The following is a 23,535-nucleotide window of genomic DNA, read 5'->3' on the forward strand; positions in this document are numbered from 1 at the left end:
ATTGTTTATTGTTTTTTAATGGCCATATGGAATCGCTTATCTTTGTTATTCATTGTATCTAAATTGGTTAAGGGCGATTTCATAGGCTTACACAGGAACTAAAGTGGATTGTTTTACAAAATTTTCCAGCAATTCTACTGCGCGATCGTTTCCGCCGGCGTCAATTAAGCTTGATTGAACTTCTTTTGCAGCATTTCTGTATGCTGGATTTTCCAATAATTCAAAAACAGTCTGTCGAAGTACATCTACACGCAATCTTTTATATCTTATGCTGATTCCGCAACCTGCTTTTTCAATCAGTTTTGCAATGTGAAAATGATCGTAAGCAATAGGGGTAATCAACATGGGTAATCCGTTGGTGAAAGTATCATTTACGGTATTAAAACCACCATGACAAATCACGGCATCCATGTGAGGCATCAAAGCCGATTGGGGCACGAAACTACTTACAATAAAGTTGGAAGGCCATTCTTCAAAAATTTCCGGTGGAGTAGCGGCAATGATGGTTACGGGTTGATCCGCAAACGCCGCAATCACTTTTTCGAAAAATGCTTTTCTGATATCCACCAATAATGTTCCCAATGAAACGAATATTTTAGGTGTTGTCGATGCATTCAGTTTATCCCAGTCAAAAGGTGCCGGATTTGGACGCCCTTTTACAGGCCCTACAAATTTCATGTGAGAAGGAACCTCATCAAAATCAGCAAATTTTTGGGAGGTAAAGATCAGATTCAAATGATGAGAATGAATGAAAATTCCCTCATCTTCAATTCCGACTTCTTTTTGAAGCTGCTTAATCAAATTCTGCTGCCATTCGAAAATTTTCGGGGCACTATTTTCTGTATCGCCCATTACGTCTGGGGGAACCGGTGTTGTCGTTACACACGGAATACTATTTTTGTGGGCAAATAAGGCTCCTCCGAAAGTGATACAATCGTTCACGATAACATCGGGTTGCCATGCTTGGGTCAAAGTTTCCAAGCCGGGCATCATTATTTTGGCAAAAGGAGCGTAGGTTTCTTCCAAAGCCAGTTTCATGACTTCAGGACCTGAACAGGCAGGACCATCATCCTGTCTTTTTAAAATTCTGGCAATTTCATCCTGATAAGGAACTAAATCTTGTTCCGGATAAAAGTAACTTCCGCCTTCCGGAATATGTTTATTGTCTAATGGTGTAATTCCAAACCATTTTACTTCGTGACCACGGGCAATTAAACTTGCTCCAACACTCAAAGTAGGACTAATGTGTCCGAAAAACGGAGGAACAACAAATAAAAATTTAGACTTTGGTCTTTCCATTGTAGAATTGGAAATGGTATTTTCCAATAAATTGGCTGCTGTTGCGCTTCCTCCGGCTTCAATGAAAGATTGGCGGACCATTTCCGCAGCTTTTTTATATTCAGGATTGGTTAAAATATTTTGTACGGCTTCTTTTAAATGATGCGCTTTAAATCTGTTGAAATTCAGACGTTCTCCCGCTCCGGTACGTACAACACGTCCCGCAACATGCGATTGATCATACGCAATCGGAATCACCACCAATGGCAAACCGTTTGACAGCGTTTCGGAAACCGTATTGTGACCACCGTGAGAAACAACGCCGTCTAAATGAGGTAACAGATCTAATTGAGGAACCTGCTGATAAACCATAAAATTTTCCGGCCGTTCCTCAAAAAGCAGAGGGTCTGAAACCACAACAACCGTTAAGTTTTCATCTTTAAAAGCATCAATAACCTTTTGGAAAAATGCTCTTTTATGTTCGTGGTCGAAAGTTGTTCCGATGCTGACTAAAATTTTTTTTCTTTGGTTGCTGTTGAATTTTTCCCAGTCAAATTCCGAAGAAACGCGACGCTCGGTAAGAACCGGACCTGTAAATTTGAAATTAGATTTCAACTCCATTTCACCAAAGAAATATTGGGAGGTTAAAACCAGTGTCAGTAAATCCGAACAATCCAATGCACGGTTTTCTTCAACACCTAATTCCTGTTGCAAAGCGATGATTTGTTTTTCCTCCCACTCATGAACTTTTGGAAGCTCATTCATGATTTTAATCGCAGCCGGAGCGGTTACCGTTGTAGCATAAGGCAAACCTAATTTTCTAGCCGCAATAGAAGCCGCAAACAACTGATGATCGCCAATAACCAAATCAGGTTGATAGTTTTTTAATAAAGGAATAATTCCGTTATAGCAATGCCTGTTCAAAGGAATCAGCACATCTTCGTAAAGAAATTTGATGCTGTCGATTCCATAGACTACTTTTTTAGAAATAATATCGAGATAATTTTCACTTTCTCTTTTTTCTTCGTCCGTCTGGTCGTACTGAATCAATAATAATTCACCGCCTTCCGGAAGTTTATTTTTTAAATTCTGGTCGAGACTTATCCAGGCAACCTGGTGACCTCTTTCCAGAAGAGTAGCACCAATGCTTAATGTGGGATTGACATGACCAGTTAAAGGGGGAACTATAAATACAAATTTAGCCATGATTTTGTGATAAGGTTTTTAATGATTTTGATAAAAAGCGGGTGATGGTTTCAGCAATTAAAACAGGTTCTTGAATCGGGATGTTGTGGTCTCCGGGAATTAATTTTAATTCAGATTGATTGATTTGAGTATTCAGCCATTCACCTGTCGGCCTGCAGTTGGAATCTTCACCGTACATCAGCATTGTTGAAGGTTTTAATTCCGAAAAATCAACTTCGCTCAGGAAATGCTTTTCTTTAATCATATCTGCCTTTATGCTGGTTTGATTAAACAAAAACTCATACATTCTGTGGTTTTTTTCCATCTGTCTTTTGCCCATCTGTACTTTTGTGGTGTCGGTAAAATTGGCTACATAATGCTCCAGAAACTCTTTGCTGTATTCATCAATAATATTTCTGGCTTTTTCATCCTGCGGGTCGGGTGCTTCGATGACAACCAGCTGCTCGATGCGGTTAGGTGCCTTTAAAGCTGTTTTTAAAGAAATTAATCCTCCAAAACTATAGCCGACAAGATGTGCTTTTTCGATTTTCAAAACATCCATCAGCACCAGAACATCAGAAGACATATTTTCCAGATCGTAGCCGTCGAGAAAACGTTCGCTCATGCCGTGACTTTTTAAATCAAACATCACCACATGGAAGTGTTTGGACAGAATCGGAGCAATATTAAAATAATAAATAGAAAGGTTGCTGAACATCCCGTGAATCAGCAACACAGTTTGTTCAGCCCCTTTGTTGAGTTCCTGAATATGAACCTTTTTATCGTTAACAGAGATTATTGGCATTCGTAGATATAGTTGATAATCATACTTAAATCTAGGTTAATCAGCTCATCCAGATCCATTGAAGACAGCCATCCTGTAAAATCGATCTGCTCACCAAAATGTGCTTTGATTTTTTCCGAAAAAGAAACGATTTCGATACTGTCCATTTCCAGATCTTTCGTGAACGAACTTTCCGGCGTAATGTCCATTTCTTCAACAAATTCTTCACCGATAACTTCTGTGATGAAACCTTTTAAAAGATCAAATAATTCTTCGTGATTTAATTTTGCTGTAGTGTTTATAGTGTCCATCCTATGATATAATTTTTATGTTTAATAGTTTTGATTTCTGTTTGGTTGATCCATAAAGAATCTTCTGTAATTTTTTCGACTTCGAACCGTTTCGGGTTTCCTTTTAATCCTGTTCCGACGAATTTCCCGTAGGCTTCTTTAGCTACCCAGAATTTGGTCGTCCATTCTGCCTGATCTTTTCCTTTTAATAAGGCTAATTCGTTATTGGTAAAGACCAAATCGTAGAATCCTGAGCTTCGTTCTTCAATAATTTCCATATCGATTCCGACAGATTTTCCGCTTTTTGCAATTCCGACCGCATCTTTTCCTTTATGTGCCAAAGAAATGTGTATATCTTTCGTAGCATCTCCGATTAAGAACGGTTTTCCGACCTCATCTTTTCCAACTTCAAAAGTGATCGGGAAGCAAGGGTGATTTTTTTCTTTTTTAAGAAGATTTCTCACGGCATCTTTCACCGCAACTCGGCTTACCATATAGCTTTTTCTCTTGTTGGGAAGCAAGGTTTGGTGATATCTTTTTTCGGTTTGATTGAAATATCTTTTCAGAATAAAATCCCAAGAAGCAACCCTTGAATACGCCTGATGGAAGAAAAATACTTCGGGAGCAATTTCTTCGGAAAGACGGTTATGTAAAGGCGACATCGATACATTCCATAAAGCTGAATCGATTTCCAGGCGGCGGTTTTGCCATCCTGAAATTTTGCACCATACTTTTCCGTTTCTGGTTAAAAGAATATCACCGATGGCAAATTCATCATTCATTTCAGTAAGGCTGCACGTACATTCGAAAATCCCGTCCTGATCCTGTAAATCTCCGAAAAATTCAATGTCTTTTATTTTTACAGGGAACGCGATTCTGTCTTTTGTTAAGGTTAACTGCAACCAAAGTCCGAATAATTGTCCTGCGTTATCCAATAACGAGCCTTTTCCGCCATTTCCTTTGATCTTTCCGATAATTCCTTTCGTTCCGACCTTTGAAACTTCCGTAATTCCCTGATATTTTTCACCGTGAAACATATGCATCTCGTAGATTTCTTCGGGAGTTCTTTCGATGGGTAATATTTCTCCGATGTAAAGATTGAAGGTAGGATTCGGTCTTGCTGTTGAGGTTAATAAAACTTCAGCATTGGCAAAATTTTCAATATCTAAATAAGCATGGTTTTCCGATTTCCATTCACCTTTGACGGTTTTTTCGAAAGGTTTTGCCACATTCATCCATTGAAAAACACTTATGTTCATGATTTTATGAACCTGAGTTCCTTCAATTTCTGCTTGAGCAATTTCTGCCAACTGTTCGAAAATCATAGTCATTGGAATCACGGGTTCCATATCGGCAACTTCTGTCCAGCCTTTTGGCTGTCTTAGTAAGCTGTGGTCGATAAGGTAGGGATGAGTTTCCAACGTTACATACAATGTTTTCTCAAAGTTCTTGCTTATCTGAGCCTGAACTTTTGGTAATACAATATTCGGAATTGAAACTTTCGGACGATTCTGGAATAAAGTTAAAACTTCTTCCTGCATACGGATCATATCTGAAATATTATCCTGAAATGCCTGAACCAGTGGATGCCCTGATTTTGCAACCGTTGCGGTAATCTTTTGATTCGGTGTATCAATTGATTTTGCTAATTGTTGAATCTCCTTAAAATCACGGATAATTGGTGAACCTAATTCAAGTTTTATTCCTTTTCCAGATGATTTTTTGAATTGAGTCTGAATGTCTAAAAAGTCAAGGGCAACCGTTTTTCCTTCCACGAATAACGCTGCAACTACTCGTTGAAATTGAGCCAATGCAGAACGCGTCGCAACGCTTGAAGCAATCGTGCTGAATGCTTTTCCTTTCAATGTATCATCAATAAACCCAATCAAACCACCGGTTCCAACTTGAATGAAAAATCTTGCGCCTTCTTCGTATAATTTGTCCGTCAGTTCACGGAAACGAACGGGTTCAACAAGATGTTCCGCGCTCAGTTTTCGGATAGATTCCTGATCAGCCGGATAAGGTTCCAAAGTCGTTGCGGACCATAATGGAATTTTCGTCTGCTGAAACTGTGCTTTTTCCATTCCTGCCAAAATCACATCTAATTTATCAGCGATAAAAGGCGAGTGAAAACCTGACTGGAACGGCAATATCTGATGAAAAATCTGTTTTGATTTTAATATAGGAACCAATTCATCCAAAGCTGAATTACTTCCGCAAAGAATCACCTGATTCGGGCAATTGTCATTAGAAATATAAATGTTAGGAATTTCTTCAATAATAGGTTTAATGGTTTCAATTCCTGCTCCGATGGCGATGAATTTAGAATCTTTTAATTCAAAAGTTTCAGGGTTTAAAACATCAATTAAGGCCTTTACGGAATTTACTTCCGCCAATTCAGAAGAATAACCTGCAAGCCATTCTCCCAAACTGTGACCCGCATTCATATCAGGAATAATTCCCAATTTTTTTAATGAATTATCGAGAATACTGCAGTTGTTGAAGATATTTAAAGCATCATTTAACAAACCTTCACCTTCTGTTTCAATCGGTGCGTTGATGTTGAAATAACGGCTTACACTTTCTACTTCACCTTTTGCTAATCCGTCTAATCCTGGAAAAACAAAAGCCACTTTTTCGCCGTTTTGTAATAGAGGAGTGTTGGTGTACCAAATATCCTGCTTATTACGCCACGGATTGTTTTTAGCAACAATTTTAGTTGCTTTTTCAATTCTCGCAGGAGTCGGTTCGAATATCGCTATACGGAAATTTCCTTCTCCTACTGTTGTCTCGTTATTTTGTAAAGCGGTTAATAATTCTTCATGTGTTGGTCTTGCTAAGATTAAAACCTTATCTTTTTTAGGCATATCATACCCTTCCAATACCACGTGTGCATTGATTCCTCCAAATCCGAAAGCATTGACTGCAGCAACCTTTGGCAACCCTGTTTTCGACCAGCTTTTCGCTTCCTGAACAGGCTCGAATCTTGTATTTTGCATATCCGGAGTAGGATTTTCGCAATACAATGTTGGGGGTAATGTATCATGATGTAAAGCCAGACAAGTTTTAATTAAACCTGCAATTCCCGCAGCGGGCATGGCGTGACCAATATTTGATTTTACAGAACCGATACCTGCAATTTTAGCCGATTCTTCTTTTCCAAAAAATTGGGCCAAAGTCTGCAATTCTGTCTTGTCACCAAGCGGAGTTCCTGTTCCGTGAGCTTCCAAATAACCGATTTTATTTTCATTTAAACCTGCATTTTCCCAAGCTTGTTGTAATGCCCTTAGCTGGCCTTTTACTGAGGGGCTCATCACGCTGGTTCCGTTACCATCACTGCTGATTCCAACCCCTTTGATAACTGCATAAATTTTATCCTGATCACGAATGGCATCTTCCAGTCTTTTTAAAACGACGAATCCGCAGCCTTCGCCAATCAATAAACCATCGGCATCGCTGCTGAAAGGCTTGATCTGCTGTTGACGGGACAATGCTCCTAACTGAGCAAAAATACTCCAGAAAGCGGCGTTTTGTCCGGTGTGAACACCACCAGCAATCATAATGTCAGAACGACCTCTTTGTAGCTCCTGAACGGCGTGATCTACGGCTAGTAAAGCACTTGCACAAGCTGCATCAACAGTAAAAGCAGCGCCTCCAAGATTAAAACGATTCGCTACTAATGAAGCAACCAGATTGGGAATTAATCCCATCGCGGTATCGGCTGCAAAACGTCCTTTTCTTTCCTGAAAAGCATGTTTTACTTTTTCAATATCGACAGAGGATACTTCCGGTAACAATTCTTTTAATAAAGAAGAAATTTGCTCTCCTGTTCTTACAATTTCGATGGCACGAGTTGCACCGGGTCCTGTGTAATTTCCTTTCCCGATGATGATTCCTGTTTTTTCCAGTGAAATATTTTTCTGAAAAATACCGGCATCGTCTAAGGCTTTTTGAACCAAATCAAGCGTTAATAAGTGGTCGGGTTCAGTTCCTTCAACCGCCAATGGTAAAATTCCGAAAGCAGTTGGATCGAATTCATAATCAGGGATAAATCCACCGCGTTGGCAATAAAAACGGTCAACTGGATTTGTACTGTCACTGAAATGAACAGGATCGATTCGGTCAGCCGGAGCTAATTGGGTAGAATCTACTTTATTGACAATATTCTGCCAAAAAGTTTGGGCGTCTTGTGCCCCCGGAAAGACACAAGACAAACCAATTACTGCAACATCTGTTTTTTTCATAAATTAAATTTAAAACAGAGATTACCAGTTACTTCCAGACATGATTAATACCTGACTTTCAGTTCCATATTTTATTTCATTCAGGAAAATTTCCTTCCCTTGATCCAATGGGATTAGAGATATACCTCTTCTTTCGTATTCTGTTTCAAGGGTTGGAGAAACCATTCCAGCTCCTTTCCAAGGTCCCCAATTGATGGAGATTACTTTTCCTTTTAATTTTTTATTTAAAGCATTCGCATAATCATCCAAAACGGAGTTTGCAGCTGCGTAGTCGGTTTGACCTTTATTCCCGTACACGGAAGCGATGCTTGAAAACAACACTACAAACTGACAATCCGTGCGAAGTTGTTCTGCCAATACACGAAGCGGTTTCACTTTAGTATCGAAAACACGTCCGAAAGAGCTTGTTGTTTTTTGCTTGAATAATTTATCTTCCAGCAATCCTGCACCGTGAATAACTCCATCTAAACGGTTATATTTTTCGTAAATAGAATTAATTAATTCAGACAAACCATTTTCATCACAAAGGTCTAATGATTGGTAAACAATCGTATTTCCCAATTGTTCCATATCGCGGATTGTACGTAGAATCTGATTGTTTTTATAAACTTTTATCGTTTCTTTTTCAATCTCAGAAGGTGAAGTGAATGTTCCTGATTTGATAAGATAGGCTCTTATTTCTTCCTTGGTTTTAAATGCTTCCAGTTCGCTGTTTGTCGCCTGATTTCTCGGATCTGCAGATCTTCCGACCAAAACATACGTACAAGGATAAGCCTGTGACATGTGTTTTACCAATTCTGAAGTAATTCCCTGAGCGCCTCCAAGAACCAATACAACGGAATTTGTATCCAATTGAATTTGAGCTTCGCTTAAACCTGTCGATAAAGGCGACGGAATGATATCTACTTTGTGTCTTTTGTCGTTTTTATAAATAACTTCGGCAGGTTTATCTTTCGTTAAAATTTCCTTTAACGTAATTTCAGCGATATTCTCAATTTGTTGAGGAGAAGTAAGGCTGATTAATCTGCAATTCGTCTGTTCAAACTCACGGGCCAGGCTTTTGAAAAGCCCCGGATGTCCTTTGTAATGACGCAAAAGAGTAGTATCTGTCAATTCCTGAACATGAGCCGGAATATCGGAAATCAGATAAATCCATTTTGCTTTATCAAGATCCATTTTTTTGATTAAATCAACATGGTCGATGATGTTGTGATTGGCGGAAGATGAGAATAAATCAAGAATAATTAACCCGTCAAAATCGGTTAAATCTTTATCAGAATCAATTAATTCCGCAATGGCACCATGTTTTTCAAGCTCATTTTTAATCGCTAATGTCTGATTGCTGTCATTTTGAGTGATGGCAAAACGTTTTCCGTGAAGAATTTCTGTGTTTTCCGTTAAGGAAATATCAGTCGGAGTCAAATCAAAACGAAGACGGGATAATGCACTTTGTTCCGGTTCAGAAGGCGCATTTCCGCTCATTTCATGAATCCAAGAAGCTAATCCGTTCAATGTTTTAATCGCAGCTAATTTTTCCATTAAATCATCCGCTTGTTCCATATCTCCACCGAAGCCGATTTTAGTTTTCAAATCGCCGATAATTTCCATACGTTTGATAGAATCGATGCTTAAATCTGCCTCTAAATCAAGGTCTAAACCTAACATTTCTTTAGGATAACCCGTTTTATCGCTTACAATATTTAAAATCGTCGTCTGAAGTTCTTCAAGAGAAAATCCAGCTTGAGCTTGAGAAGTTGAAGCCTGAGTTTCTGTAACTCCAACTTTTTCTGTTGTATTTGATGCTAATGAATGTTCTGTTAACCAGGAAACTAACCCGTTTAATGTTTTAATTCCGGCTAATTGTTCCATAATTGTATCTTCATTCGCTGTGTTTGAAGAGAAAGAGCCTAATTCAGCTTTCAGGGTACCAATAATTTCAACTCTTTTAATGGAATCAATACTTAAATCTGCTTCCAAATCCATTTCCATACCCAGCATTTCGTGAGGATAACCTGTTTTATCACTTACGACTTGTAGCAATAATGTTTTAATATCTTTTGTCGGAGCCTGTTTTGCAGAAACAGTAATGGTTGCTTGACTAACGTTGTTTGTTGATGGAAAAACCTCTTGAGTGGGAATATGCTGAGTTGGAATATTTTGAATCGGAGCTTGATAAACAGGAGTCTGATGAACCTGCAGATTCTGTCCCAGGAATGAAAGCATCACATCACGTTGCGCCTGAATCATCATTTTCATGCTGTTTAAATATTCCTGCAACATACGTTCTGCATTCGTCTGATTTTCAGCGACAGGTGTTTGGGTATTTTGAGTGAAATTGTTCATTTGAAGTGGATTTATGATGGGTAATGCACCATTAACAGGGAGTGAACCTGTCGTTGGATGAGCTGCCTGTCCGTTCACGCGCCAGATGGCAGGACTTTTCTTGTACAGTTCTGGCTGATCGATTTGAATGGATTTTGCATTTCGGCCATCAAAAAGTTTAGCAATGTTAAAACTTCGACCTGTCCCCAAATATTGGGCAAGTGTTGAAAGAAAATGTGTTAATTTATTCGTGTTATTATCTTCAACAAACAACGTCAACTGGTCTTTTTCCAAGCAAGATTTTGTTAATCCTGTCAATACTTTTCCGGGACCAACTTCGATAAAAATTCTTGCACCGTCATTGTACATCGCCTGAAGTTCTTCCACGAATCTTACGGGCTGTACCAAATGATCTGTTAATCTTTCTTTGATTTCGGAAGTGTTTGTCGGATAGATTTCTGCTGTCGTATTTGACCAAACCGGAATCTGCATTTCTTTGAAAGGAACGTTTTCTAAAACAGTTTGATATAAACCTTTAGATTTCACCAGTAAAGGACTGTGGAACGCACAGGCAACTTCCAGTTTTTTTGCTGAAATTCTTTCCTGTTTCAAAACTTCCATTAATTTGTTGATGGCTTCCGTAGTTCCTGCCACCACGCATTGAGTCGGAGCGTTGTAATTTACAGGATAACAACCTTCAACCTGTGCTAAAATCGGCTGCAAGTTTTCTTTCGTTGCGCTTACTGCAATCATAGAACCCGGATCGCCGCCTTCAACAGAGTTTAAGATCGATTTTGCTCTTTGAATACTTAAGTCAACCAATTTTTCTTCCTCAAAAACGCCTGCGAAACATAATGCCGGTAATTCTCCGTAGCTGTGTCCCGCTAACATATCGGGAACAATTCCGATGGATTGTAAGAATTTAGCCAAAGCCAAATCAACAATTCCTAAAAGCGGTTGCGCTAAACGCGTATCTTTTATGGTTTCTTTTTGTTGTTTTAAGGTGGCATCATCGAATGTTTTTGAAGGGAAAATTACTTTTTCTAATTCTGGATAAGAATCGATTAATTTTCGCATTTCAGGGAAGGCAACGAATAAATCGCGTGCCATATTGATACGCTGACTGCCTTGTCCAGGGAATAGGAAAGCTACTTTACCTTCTTTTTTATTAACGGTAAATGTGTCTTTGCTTTCAATTCCGGATAAAGCCAGTTCAATGTTCATCATCAAATGTTCTGTTGTATCGGCAACGATGCTCAACTGAATCTGTTTTTCTGAACTTGTCGCCAAGCTGTAAGCAATATCTTTTAAGGCAATACTGTCATTAACTTCAAGTAAAGATTTAATTTGATTTAATTGAATTTTAGCCTCATCATACGTATTTCCACGGAATACAAATAATTCCGAAGGCCAGGATTGTAATACCGCAGAATCATCTTCTTTAGGATGATTGGCGATTACTGTATGGAAATTTGTTCCGCCAAAACCGAAGGCGCTGATTCCCGCATAACGGTTTTTGTCAGACCAAATTCCGGTTTCTGCATTGAAAGCAAAAGGACTTGTTGTTGCATTGTAGTAGGCATTCGGCTGCTGAAGGTGAATGGTCGGAGGTTTTACACCGTGATAAACTGCCAGTGAAGCTTTAATTAAGCCTGCCAAACCAGCTGCACATTTTGTATGTCCGATTTGAGTTTTTACCGAACCTAAATGCGTCTGTCCCGGCAAAGCTCCTGAACGGCTGAATAAGTTGGTCAATGCACTCAATTCGGTTTTATCACCGACCACAGTTCCTGTTCCGTGAGCTTCAACCAAGCCAACCGATGAAGGACTGATTCCGGCTTGTGTGTAAGCTCTTTCCAGCGCACGAACCTGTCCGATTTTTCTCGGAGCAGTCAATCCAAGTGCTTTTCCGTCACTCGAACCACCGACACCTTTGATCACAGAATAAATTCTGTCGCCGTCTTTTACGGCGTCTTCATATCTTTTTAACACTAAGATTGCAACGCCTTCTCCCAAAGCGATTCCGTCTGCTTCACTATCGAAAGTAGCACATCTTCCTTTTCTGGAAAGCGCGTGTGTACTGGAAAACATCAGGTAATCATTGATTCCGTTGTGTAAATCTGCGCCGCCGGCCAACACCATATCTGATTTACCTAAGACCAATTCCTGACAAGCCAGATCAATCGCTGCCAAAGAAGAAGCACAGGCTGCATCTACGGTATAATTTCTTCCGCCTAAATCTAAACGGTTGGTAATTCTTCCCGCGATAACATTCGCTAAAATTCCCGGGAAAGAATCTTCTGTGGTATGTGGAAAAGCTTCCTTAACTTCTTCATGAAGCTCACCGAAAACCTGCTTGTAGTATCCTCTAAAACTATAGCTGTTGGCTAAATCATTTCCGCCTTCCGCACCGATAATTACGGAAATATTTTCTTTGTTAATATGTTTTTCGCCATACCCCGCATCGTCCATCGCACGTTTTGCTACCAATAAAGTTAACAGTTGTGTTGGCTCGATCGCAGCAAGAGATTGTGGTGGAATACCAAATGCTAACGGATCAAAATCGATTTTGGGAATAAATCCGCCCCATTTTGAATGGGAAACATCGGCTTCGTTAGAATCGGGATGATAGTATAATTCTTTATTCCATCTTTCGTCCGGAACTTCAGTCACGCTGTCTTTTCCAAGAACGATATTTTTCCAGTATTCCTCTAAATTTTTGGCATTAGGGAAAATACATTCCATTCCGATAATGGCAATATCTAAAGGTTTTTCTACCGAAACAGGAGCTTCCGAAAGCCCGGCTTCCTGAATGTATTTTTGATTTTGAATGCTTACATTTTCGTGTAGTTCATCCAGAGAAATTACTTTATCATGCATTGTCGCTACCTGACCGATCATATACATTCCCAAATCCAGTTGATCTTCTTTAGGAATATTGACCAATTGATCACCTTGACGTTCAACACCCTTTGCTGCAATTCTTAAACGGCCGACATTTAATTTTTCAAGCTGTTCCCAAACTTCTTTTTTATCGGTTCCGGCTGCGATTAATTTAGATTTTTCCTCATTAAAATATTTAGCAAAATTCGTGTCTAAGCAACGTGTTTCATGTCCTGGAGCAGTTTCCAGTAAAACGGTTTCTTTCGCCTGCATCGCCTGCAACTGGAATTCTTCCTGAATCGCGCCATATTCTACGGCTTCTTTCGTGTACAAATAGGCAGTTCCCATTAAAACTCCGATTTTTACACCTCTTGCAGCTAACGGAGCTGCCATAATGGAAACAAACGCAGTCGAAAAATCATTATGAATTCCGCCTGCAAAAAATATGCTGATGTTTTCAGGATGATCTTCTTTTAAGATTCTTTCAATCTGTTTTTCCCAAAGAACGATGCTTGAAAGCGGACCAACATGACCGCCACATTCACGACCTTCGAAAATGAAATTCGTAGCGCCTTCTTTAAGGAAAATATCCAAAAGGGTGGGAGAGGGAACGTGTAAAAATGTTTTAATTCCTGCTTTTTCGAACACTTTAGCTTGGGCGGGCCTTCCTCCTGCGATCAAAACGACAGATGGTTTTGCTTCTAAAATATAAGAAGTTTGCTCATCTCTCAGTTCTTGTGGTGCAAATCCTAAAATTCCGACACCCCAGGTTTTTTCTCCGGCTAAATTTTTAGTATCAAATACCAAAGATTTTGCGGCATTACCTTTTAATAAAGATAGAGCAACAAATGGTAAAGCTCCTGATTCGGCAACTGCATTGGCGAATGCAGGGACATCACTCACACGGGTCATCGGACCTTGTGCGATGGGATATTTTAAGTTGAGATCTTTTGCTAAAATATTTTCCTGATTGATAATCTGAAGTGATTTTGCCTGTTTCAGATGACCATACATGGCTTCTTTATATGCAAAAACTAATCTTTTCAGATTTTTAAAATCTTCATACAGATCGATTGCTAAAGAAATATCCTGTCCCATAGGAATATAGCTCTTATTTATATCAAGATCTTTGAAATATTCTGTAAGTTCTTCGGATGTAATATTTTCCGGTAATACAGGGGAATTTGGTCTTATCAAGACGCGGTGACTGGCTATAATTTTTGTTTCCGTACCGTTTAGTTTTGAACACAGGTCTTTGATTTCCATAGGAACAGAAGTTTCCGGAAATAAGGCAAGCTGGCTATCCAGAACTATACCGGCGGCTCCAAGAGATTTTGCAGCAGCAGCTGCGTGAAGCCCGATTCCGCCCTGCACCCAGACAGGAATGGATTTTATTTCTCTAATCACGCGCTGGAAAAGTACAAACGTCGATTCGTATCCTATCAATCCGCCTGCTTCGTTACCTTTGATGATGATACCTTTTGCTCCTAATTCCTCAGCTTTTTTTGCATCCTCTAAACTGCTCACCTGATAGAGGATTGGCAGATTCCATAAAGGATTTGCGGGAATTTGGATAGGCTGAATCACAAACTGTACCTTTTCCGAAATGTTGAGGGATGTTAGGTTTTCATTTGAAATATGAATACCATAATATGGTATATTGTTTTTATCAAGTAGATCAAGTGATTCCTGAGAAATCACCAACTCATGTCCTAAGCTTAAGACAGGGAACGCATCTGCTTCATAGAGTTTAATAATAAGATTAACATCCGGTTTTTCAAAAGGAGTTAATCCAATAATGGTTAAGTTTTTCATTGTGTTGTTGGTATTGAAATGATGGAAGGGGGATTTCACAATAAACATCAAAACTTACCTATGGATAAATTGATAGTTTATTATGAAAGCATAAAAATAGTTAATTTTTATTATATTTTCAATAATAAACAATATTTAATAATAATTTTTTAACATTAATGAAATATGACATTTAAATATCTGATAATAAATTGTTTGTATTTATTTGTTCCTTTTTATTTATATATATATTTATTATACATAGAAATTTAATTTCTGATATAATTGCTTTTGTATGTCTTTAATTAGCGTCTTTATTAAAATTAAATCCTTTTTTTTCATTAAACAGTGATTAAAAGTAGCTGAGATGGAAGAATTTATTTCTGATATATTTATAATAATAAAGGTTATTTAATAATAATTTATTAACACAAGAATAACTATCTATATACTGAATGTGTATAGTTTATAGTCGATTGTCAGAATTAAGAATGTCGTTTAGTAGGTATGGTAAACAAATATATAAATAAAATAAAAATATTTCAATGTTTTGAGAGTTGTTTTTAATTTTAAAATATATGATACGTAAGCTTCATAAAGATTTTAATAGTTTTTTTACATCTATCAGATGTAATTTTTAGCTTTTTAGGGCTTTATTTTGATAGAGATTTATCAATTTTTTAAGCTTCTGTTTCATTTGACTATGAAAAATCATCTTCATAAAAGATCTCTTCATTCAATTACATTGTTCCATTGAAAGAGGTAAAACCAATGTATTGAATCGTGCAGTAAGGTATTATAAATTCGCTGCTAAAATCAATAGAAAAACAATACTAAACCAATAAAATAATCTACTTCTTTACATTATGTATCTCATTGAGGCATCAAGCGTAAAAAAGTATTAATAATTCTATAATAAATAGAAAAAAAGGGTTTGTTACTGATATATTGCAAATCAAATTTTGAAAATAAATTTCATGTAGGGACATGACAAGGCAGCTAACCTTAACTGAAATAAAATTTTAGATTTAACGGATTCTAAAATTGATAAACAAAAGCATTAATATTCATTCCTGCACCTACAGAAGCAAATAAAACTACATTTCCTTTTTCTAATTGATGTTCTTTCAATTCTCCCTTTAAGATCATGGCGAGTAGAGAAGGAATGGTTGCCACACTGCTATTTCCTAATTTATCAATTACCATCGGCATTATATTCGGTGGCAGTGGTGTATTGTACAGTTGATAAAATCTTTCTACGATCGCTTCATCCATTTTTTCATTGGCCTGATGAATAATGATTTTATCTAAATCATGAATTGAAAATCCACTTTTATCCAGGCATTGTTTCATTGCTTCCGGAACATTGGTAAGAGCAAATTCATAGATCTTTCTGCCATCCATTTTGATGTATTTTACATCCGGACAGTTTTCATTATTATATGATTTTCCAAAGTATAAATAATCTTTTTCTTTATAGGTAAAAGAAGCAGACAAATGAGATTGAATTCCGGATCCGTCTTCAACGGATTCTAAAACAACGGCACCTGCACCATCTGCATAGATCATGCTGTCTCTGTCGTGAATATCAGAAACTCTGGAAAGTGTTTCGGCTCCAATAACCAGACATCTTTTTGCTATTCCGGATTTGATAAAAGCATTGGCCTGAATTACCGCTTCAATCCATCCCGGACAACCGAATAATACATCATAAGCAACACAAAAATTGTTTTTGATTTGTAAGGAATGCTTCACTCTTGAAGCCAGGCTGGGAACCATATCTGACTGAATTGTACCAAACTTTACATCTCCAAAATTATGGGCAAAAATGATATAGTCTAAGGTTTCAGGATCTATACCTGCATTTTCGATAGCCTGTTGAGCGGCAATGAGACCCAAATCCGAAGTCACTTCATTGCTGTGAGCATAGCGTCTTTCTACAATACCTGTTATTTTTTGTAATTTTCTGGTGATAGAAGCGTTATCTTCTTTTAAAGCATCTCCTTGCTCATTTAGGAAAATATGTTTGTCGAAAAATAAATTGGTAATGGTTTCTGAAGGGATGTAATTACCTACGCCGATGATTTTGCTTGTCATTAAATGTAAACTTTAACTTTTCGTCTTTTAATAGGGTGGTTAAGCGAATAATTAAGTAAAGATACGAATTAAAATAGGTGTATTGTATTTTTAACTAAAAATTAAATAAAATTAATAGAGTTTTGCATAATATTATTATTTTTAATAAATGGTTTTTAACAGAATTTTATTTTTATTGAAATTTTTAAAATTTAAAGATGATTGTTGTTGACTTTTTAATAGAGAATATAATGGATAAAAAATAAAACCACTGCAATTAACTTAATTACAGTGGCTTCGTTGAATATAGTAAGTGAAATTATTTCTTTATTGTTTCATATTGGCTTTTATTCTTTCTTCCAACATTCTCCAGTCATAAATATGAAAGACTTTGCCGTTACTCATGGCTACAAAAATTCCTTTCGGGAATTTTGGGCCCAGATTTACATTTGTGACTTCTGAACCATCACTTTCCTTTGTAGATACCGGAATTTCGGCAATTCTTCCTTTCTCAGGATTTTCTCTTAAATAAACATTAAAAGTATCTTTCTGCTGGTTTGATACTAAAATATAGCCTGTTGTTGAAGAGGTAGGATATATTGAAATTCCCTCGACATCTGATTTGAAATCTCCTTTTCCGAAAACGGCAAGTTCTTCATTCCCTTTTGCCGGATCGGCATAATATTGATGAACACCAAACATTTCATCAGAATAATAAATATATCCTGCCTCATCATCAACAGCAATACTTTCGATTTCTTTTAAACCACTGTATTTGCCGAATTTTCTAACCACTTCTCCCGTGATTCCTCCATCTTTTTCAACTAATTTATACTGCCACAGATAACCATCTTTAGGCCCTGATTTTCTTCCGACTACTGCAAAGATTTCTCCGGTTTGAGGATTTTTGTACATGGAGATTCCCATTGGTCCACGTTCGGTTTCACCGTCAAATACTGAGATTTCTCCAATTTCTTTTAAATCGGGAAGCATATATAATTTTACCTTATTGGTTTCTCTTTCGGTGGTGGCTGCAAGATCAATCTTCTTTCCGTTCAGATCAAATCCGTATTCAATGTCAACATTATTAGGGCGTTTTAATCCTAAAATTTTATGAACAATTTTTCCATTCAGATCGAAAACATACAATCCGCCATTCGTATCCTTATCTGTTCCGATAATTAAGCTTTTTGAGGCATCCTGAGGATTGATCCAGATGGCAGGATCATCTGTATCGTACATTACGGTTTCGGTAACAATAGAAGGCTTCAGTTTTTTTCCTAATGAGCCCTGTCCTGCACAACTTAGTATAAAAGGCAGAATGGATAAGGCGATGATATAATTTACTTTTTTCATTTAAATGCTCTAACTGTAAAAAACGTATCGTTGTAAAGATGATTAAAAATCGAATTTCACTCCGACATTAAATTTAGGTCTGTAATATTCAACCTGTGCAGTTCTGTCCTGAATTCCCTGATAATATCTCAAAGGCTGGTTGGTTAAATTATTCGCTTCAGCAAAAACTCTCAGCTGGCTTGTAATTTTATAGGAAGCATTTGCATCCAGAAAGAACTGTTTGTCATAATAACGGTCTTCAAAAGAATTTCCACCCAATTCATCAATATAATGAGATGCGTAGTTCATAGAAATTCTTGCTGAAAAACGCTTGTTTTCCCAGGAAAGCGATCCGTTGAACATATGTGGGGCTGTTCCCGGAAGTCCTACATCTGTTCTTTCCAAACCGTCTTCATTGGTGATTCCTTTTGCTTTGGAATGGGTGTAAGTATAATTTACATATACTCCCAAACCTTTCCAAAATGCACCCGGAATGAAATCAAGCTGTCTTTGCAAAGCAACTTCAAAGCCATAAAGATCAACATTGTTACCATTTCTCTGCTGCGTAAAGAGCCAGTTGTTTTCTCCTGCAGGAATAGGGTTGGTTTGCCCTGCAAAATCATTAGCAAAATCTGTTGCGGAATAATTCTTCCTTGAATAGGTGTAAATGAAATCTTTTAAATTCTTATAAAATACACCTCCCGAAAGAATACCTACTGATTTGAAATGTTTTTCAGCCATGAAATCAAAATTATAAGCATAGGTTGCTTTCAGATTCGGATTTCCTGCAGAAATGGTTTCATCTCCTGAAATGACATTAAGATAGGGAACCAGTGCATAATAATTTGGACGGGCCAAAGCTGTGGTGAAGGCTGCACGAAGCACTAAGTTCTGAGCCGGAACGTATTTAAATGATACATTCGGAAGAACATTGGTGTATGTATTGGTGTTGGTGATTTTTCCTGCCAATTCCTCTTCGTCTAGTACATAATTCCCGGTATAATCAATTCTTGTTGTTTCTACACGCGCTCCGACAATCATTGAGAACTTATCGCTGAAATCCTGATCCCAGCGAACATATCCGGCATAAATATTCTCTTTTGCATTGTAATTGCTTGAAAGGAATTCTTCAGGTTTGGATTCTGAATTGAATAAATTAGGATTAAATAAATCCAGGCTTCCCAAATAAGAAGTGCTTACAAATGTTCCCGGAACATAATTTCCCGGCTGAAAATTGTGTCCGTTGAAATAAGTGGTGGGAACATTCAATAAACTTCCCATATCATTGATCGGCTCAAAAGCGAAATAATCGTTTTCTCTTTCTTTGGTTTTTAATCTTAAGCGGGCTCCTACACGAAGTCTCCCTTTCTGATCTTGAATAACGGAGAACGGGAAACGCAAATTAACCTTTGCTCCAAATTCTTTTTCCTGAGTAAAGCTGTTGGAATCCGAAAGGTCGCTCAATTGATAGTCTCCAAGATTATCAGGAGAAGTAGGAAGAATCATAGGCTTTCTCGGATCGATTAAATTTGATGAGAAGCTCAGATCTTCATTTTCAAATTCAATATATCTTTCGTGAGGTTTTTTTTCACTGGCTATAGCATAGTTCATTGCCCAGTCCAGATCTATTTTTGAACCTAAAAGATGTTCTCCTCGTAAAGCATAGTTCTGAACTTTCTGCCTTTCCAAACGAGTGTTGTCATTGTTGTAATCTCCCGCTTTATCTTGTCTGGTGATACTTCCTTCCCAATCGGTAATCTGGCTTTTGTCCGCACTATAAACGGGCTTTATTTTATATCCTAAAGCATAGCGGTTTTCTTTATCATTCCTGAAATTGTACATTGCAGAAGCATAGATTTTGTTTTTTGAATTAAATTCGTAGTCCATATTCAAATCAAAACTGTGCCTGATACGGTGTTCATTATAGTAGCGGATTCCCATTTTGCTTACATAAGCTGTTTGTGCAGCATCTTTGGCAAGGCTCCATGTCGGTTCTATATTGTCGGAACCAAAATTGTTGTTATTATAGGAAAAGCTGAATACGGCTCCCAATTTTTTATTCAGAAAGCGATCTCCATATACCAATCCTGCAGTATAATTTCCTTTTTCACGAATAGGACTGTAACCTCCAGCAACCGTTGCAGAAATTCTCTTTCCGTTTGAAGAAACCCTGGTAATAAGGTTCACGGAACCACCAATGGCATCGGCATCCATATCAGGAGTTAAAGTTTTATTCACTTCGATTGTGGAGATCATATCGGAAGGAATCAAGTCCATCTGAACATTCCTGTTATCTCCTTCTGCGGAAGGAATTCTGTCACCGTTTAAGGTAACGGAGTTCAAATTTGGAGCAAGGCCTCTTATGATCAGGTTTCTAGCTTCACCCTGATCGTTTTGGATCGTTATTCCGGGAACACGTTTTAATGCATCCCCTATATTGGCATCGGGAAAACGCCCGATCTGATCTGATGAAATGACATTGGTGATATTGGCGTTATTTTTTTGCTTATTTAAAGCTCTAGCTTGATTTTTTAACGTGGTTCCGGCGACAACAACTTCTTCAATGGTGGTCTCTTTTCTTGCGAAAATGATATTTTGCTGGGTATTTTTATCAGATTCTACAGTCACGTTGTATTCTCTGATTCCATATCCAAGATAGTCGACTTTCATGGTGTAGCTTCCTGCCGGAACATTTAAGAAAACGAAATTTCCGTGGTCGTCAGAAGTCGTATAGATATTTCCTGGAGTCAGGGAAATTTTTGCTCCGGGAAGGGCAATTTTAGAATCATCATTAATGTTTCCTGAAACAGTACCTGTTTGTGCATAAAAATAAATAGAGGCACACAAGAGAACGGAGGTAAAAATTTTCTTCACTTTCTTTAGATTTAATCTTGGCAAAATTAAATGCTTGTTTGGAGAATGCTTTGAAGGGAATTTTAAGATTGTTTTAATGATTTGTTACGGTAGATAGGCTGTTTTGAGGCTGAAATTAAACTATTGTTAATTTTTTATCAATGGTTTTTCCTATGGGTTTTTATTAGTAAAGATGATTTTAGACAGATTATGAAAAATGATTTGTTATTGTAGGCATAATTAATTTTAAACTGATATTTTTGCAGAAGTGAAATAAGTTGATGGGAATTTAAGGGTAAGACATTTATTTTAATCAATATAAAAAATGATCCAAAAACCTTTGCACAATTTCCATATTCCCGTAATGGGTTTGGCGTACACCATAGACAGTCCTATTCGTGTAGCGCAATACGGCATTTCTTCCGTAGTTTCTATAATTGATGATGAGATTATAGAAAAAATGAAAAACTTTTACAGCAAAAAGTTCAATCTGAAGTATCCAAGTATTTCAACAAAGATTGACGACTATCGTGCTAAGAGAATTACAGATTATCTGGACATGATGGATGATATCGTCAATGAAAAGTTTGAAGCTTTTAAAGAGGAAATTTCGAAGAACAAAACCGCTTTAAGAAACTTTATGGAAATGCTTCCCGGTGCTTCAGAGCTTAAAAACGGTCTGCAAAATCTTCTGACTAAAAAGGATGATTTTGCTTCTTCTGTTAAAATTTTTATTGAAAATCATCTTTCTCCCGGAAATATCGATGTCAATATCATGACAAAAGTCGATAAGGATAATTTTTATAAAAACGAACAATTACCGGTGATGTATAATGATGCGCATGCTTCATTACGGGGGTTTGCGAAAAGTAAATTGTCATCCTCTATGGTGCTTTCTGCAGGAATGAATCCCCGCTTATACAGCTATATCGAAGAATTTGATGATTTTTTTCCTGATGAAAACGGTTTTCTGAAAAAGAAAATCATTCTGAAAGTGAGCGATTTCCGTTCAGCCATGATTCAGGGGAACTTCTTGGCTAAAAAAGGACTTTGGGTTTCTGAATACAGGATAGAATCCGGATTGAATTGTGGCGGTCATGCTTTTGCAACAGAAGGACTATTGTTGGGACCGATTATGCAAGAATTCAAGGAAAGAAAAAATGAGCTGATAGATTCTGCTCATTCTTTGATGGTAAAAGCACTTGAGCAAAAAGGAAAATATACAGTTGTTCAACCTTTAGAAATGAAAATTACCGTTCAGGGTGGAGTAGGGACCGCTGAAGAACATGAGTTTCTTTTGAAAACTTATGAAGTGAACAGTGTCGGTTGGGGATCACCGTTTCTTTTGGTTCCGGAAGCTACAGCTATGGATAATGAAACCAGACAACTACTTGCAAAATCAAAAGAAAATGATTTCTATTTGAGTAATCTTTCTCCATTAGGAGTTCCTTTTAATACCGTGAAAGGAACTTCAAACGAAATTTTTAGACGAAACAAGGAATCTAAAGATTATTATGGAAGTTCATGTCCTAAGAAACTGCTGGCGCTAAGTAAGGAATATTCTCCAAAAGGAATTTGTACGGCCTCTAAAAAATATCAGGATATAAAGCTTGGAGAGTTGGCTCAGGAAAAGGAGCATCTGACAGAAACACAGTTTCAGAAAAAGAAAGAAGTCATTACTGAGAAAGCTTGTCTTTGTGTAGGTTTGGTAAATTCGGTTTATATGGAACATGATTTAGACATAAAAGGGGAGAAGCAGGGAGTAGTTATCTGTCCGGGACCGAATTTAGCTTTTTTTGATAAAGAAGTTTCTCTTAATGAAATGGTACAGCATATTTATGGCAATAACAATATTATTTCTTACGAGAATCGACCGAATATACTGATTAATGAATTAAAATTATATGTTGATTATCTGAAGAAAGATATCTGTGATTTTATAGGCAAAATCAGCAATTCCCAAATCAAAAAATGGAAAGTATTTAAAGAAAACCTTTTTAGTGGAATTACTTATTATGAAGAATTGTTATCGGTTTCGGATTTCTTTAAAACAGATGTGAATACAATTAAACAACAATTAAATGATTATAGGTTGTTATTAGGGAAAATTGAAATTCCTGAAAGTTAAAATAAAGAGTCCTTCAACTAGAGTTGAAGGACTTTGTTTATAGATGTTTATTTTACAATTCTTTTTGGATTGATAGTCTATAAAATAGACCTTTTCTGGAATAAATTCAAAAGTAATATTTTTTTCTAAAAATAATTTTGTCAATAGTAAAAATAGTTCTATATTTGCACCACTGAAAACGACGATATAATCGGAGTTTATGGAGAGTTGGCAGAGTGGTCGATTGCGGCAGTCTTGAAAACTGTTGACTGTAACAGGTCCGGGGGTTCGAATCCCTCACTCTCCGCCAGGTTAGAAACCAAAATAAGCTAAAACGCTGTAAACATCAATGTTTATAGCGTTTTTTTGTTTTAGCGCAGTATC

At 37.3% G+C, this 23,535-nt stretch carries 9 protein-coding genes and 1 tRNA gene; 2 read left to right on the top strand and 8 right to left on the bottom strand.

The window, feature by feature from the left end:
• Positions 1-87: 87 nt before the first annotated feature.
• The 8 genes from CLV73_RS02675 to CLV73_RS02710 form a co-directional block, all read right to left on the bottom strand.
• The gene (locus CLV73_RS02675) at positions 88-2,484 is read right to left on the bottom strand and encodes a glycosyltransferase (protein ID WP_100375339.1); all 2,397 of its coding nucleotides are present in this window, start codon (positions 2,482-2,484) and stop codon (positions 88-90) included.
• The gene (locus tag CLV73_RS02680; protein WP_100375340.1) at positions 2,477-3,268 is read right to left on the bottom strand and encodes an alpha/beta fold hydrolase; all 792 of its coding nucleotides are present in this window, start codon (positions 3,266-3,268) and stop codon (positions 2,477-2,479) included. The genes CLV73_RS02675 and CLV73_RS02680 overlap by 8 nt, the downstream gene beginning before the upstream one ends.
• Positions 3,259-3,558, bottom strand: coding sequence for an acyl carrier protein (locus tag CLV73_RS02685; RefSeq protein ID WP_100375341.1), 300 nt, complete (start codon positions 3,556-3,558; stop codon positions 3,259-3,261). Before CLV73_RS02685 ends, CLV73_RS02680 begins: the two co-directional genes overlap by 10 nt.
• On the bottom strand, positions 3,546-7,781 hold the full coding sequence (locus CLV73_RS02690; RefSeq protein ID WP_100375342.1) for a type I polyketide synthase: 4,236 nt from the start codon (positions 7,779-7,781) through the stop codon (positions 3,546-3,548). Before CLV73_RS02690 ends, CLV73_RS02685 begins: the two co-directional genes overlap by 13 nt.
• A gap of 21 nt (positions 7,782-7,802) precedes the next feature.
• Entirely contained in the window at positions 7,803-14,801 is a 6,999-nt protein-coding gene (locus CLV73_RS02695; RefSeq protein ID WP_100376963.1) for a type I polyketide synthase, read from the bottom strand.
• 1,017 nt (positions 14,802-15,818) lie between these two features.
• Positions 15,819-16,877, bottom strand: coding sequence for a 3-oxoacyl-ACP synthase III family protein (locus CLV73_RS02700; protein ID WP_100375343.1), 1,059 nt, complete (start codon positions 16,875-16,877; stop codon positions 15,819-15,821).
• Between the two features lie 306 nt (positions 16,878-17,183).
• The gene (locus tag CLV73_RS02705; RefSeq protein ID WP_100375344.1) at positions 17,184-18,212 is read right to left on the bottom strand and encodes a phytase; all 1,029 of its coding nucleotides are present in this window, start codon (positions 18,210-18,212) and stop codon (positions 17,184-17,186) included.
• A gap of 42 nt (positions 18,213-18,254) precedes the next feature.
• Positions 18,255-21,065: a TonB-dependent receptor gene (locus CLV73_RS02710; protein ID WP_100375345.1), complete on the bottom strand. Its 2,811-nt coding sequence runs from the start codon at positions 21,063-21,065 to the stop codon at positions 18,255-18,257.
• Positions 21,066-21,369: 304 nt separating this feature from the next.
• Between CLV73_RS02710 and CLV73_RS02715 the strand changes: the two genes are divergently transcribed.
• Together CLV73_RS02715 and CLV73_RS02720 are read left to right on the top strand one after the other, a co-directional pair.
• Positions 21,370-23,172 (top strand): hypothetical protein, encoded by a 1,803-nt coding sequence (locus tag CLV73_RS02715; protein WP_100375346.1) that lies wholly within the window; start codon positions 21,370-21,372, stop codon positions 23,170-23,172.
• Positions 23,173-23,373: 201 nt separating this feature from the next.
• Positions 23,374-23,461, top strand: a tRNA-Ser gene (locus tag CLV73_RS02720).
• Positions 23,462-23,535: the final 74 nt, after the last annotated feature.

Origin of the sequence: Chryseobacterium geocarposphaerae, from assembly GCF_002797535.1 — a bacterium.
Lineage (GTDB): Bacteria > Bacteroidota > Bacteroidia > Flavobacteriales > Weeksellaceae > Chryseobacterium > Chryseobacterium geocarposphaerae.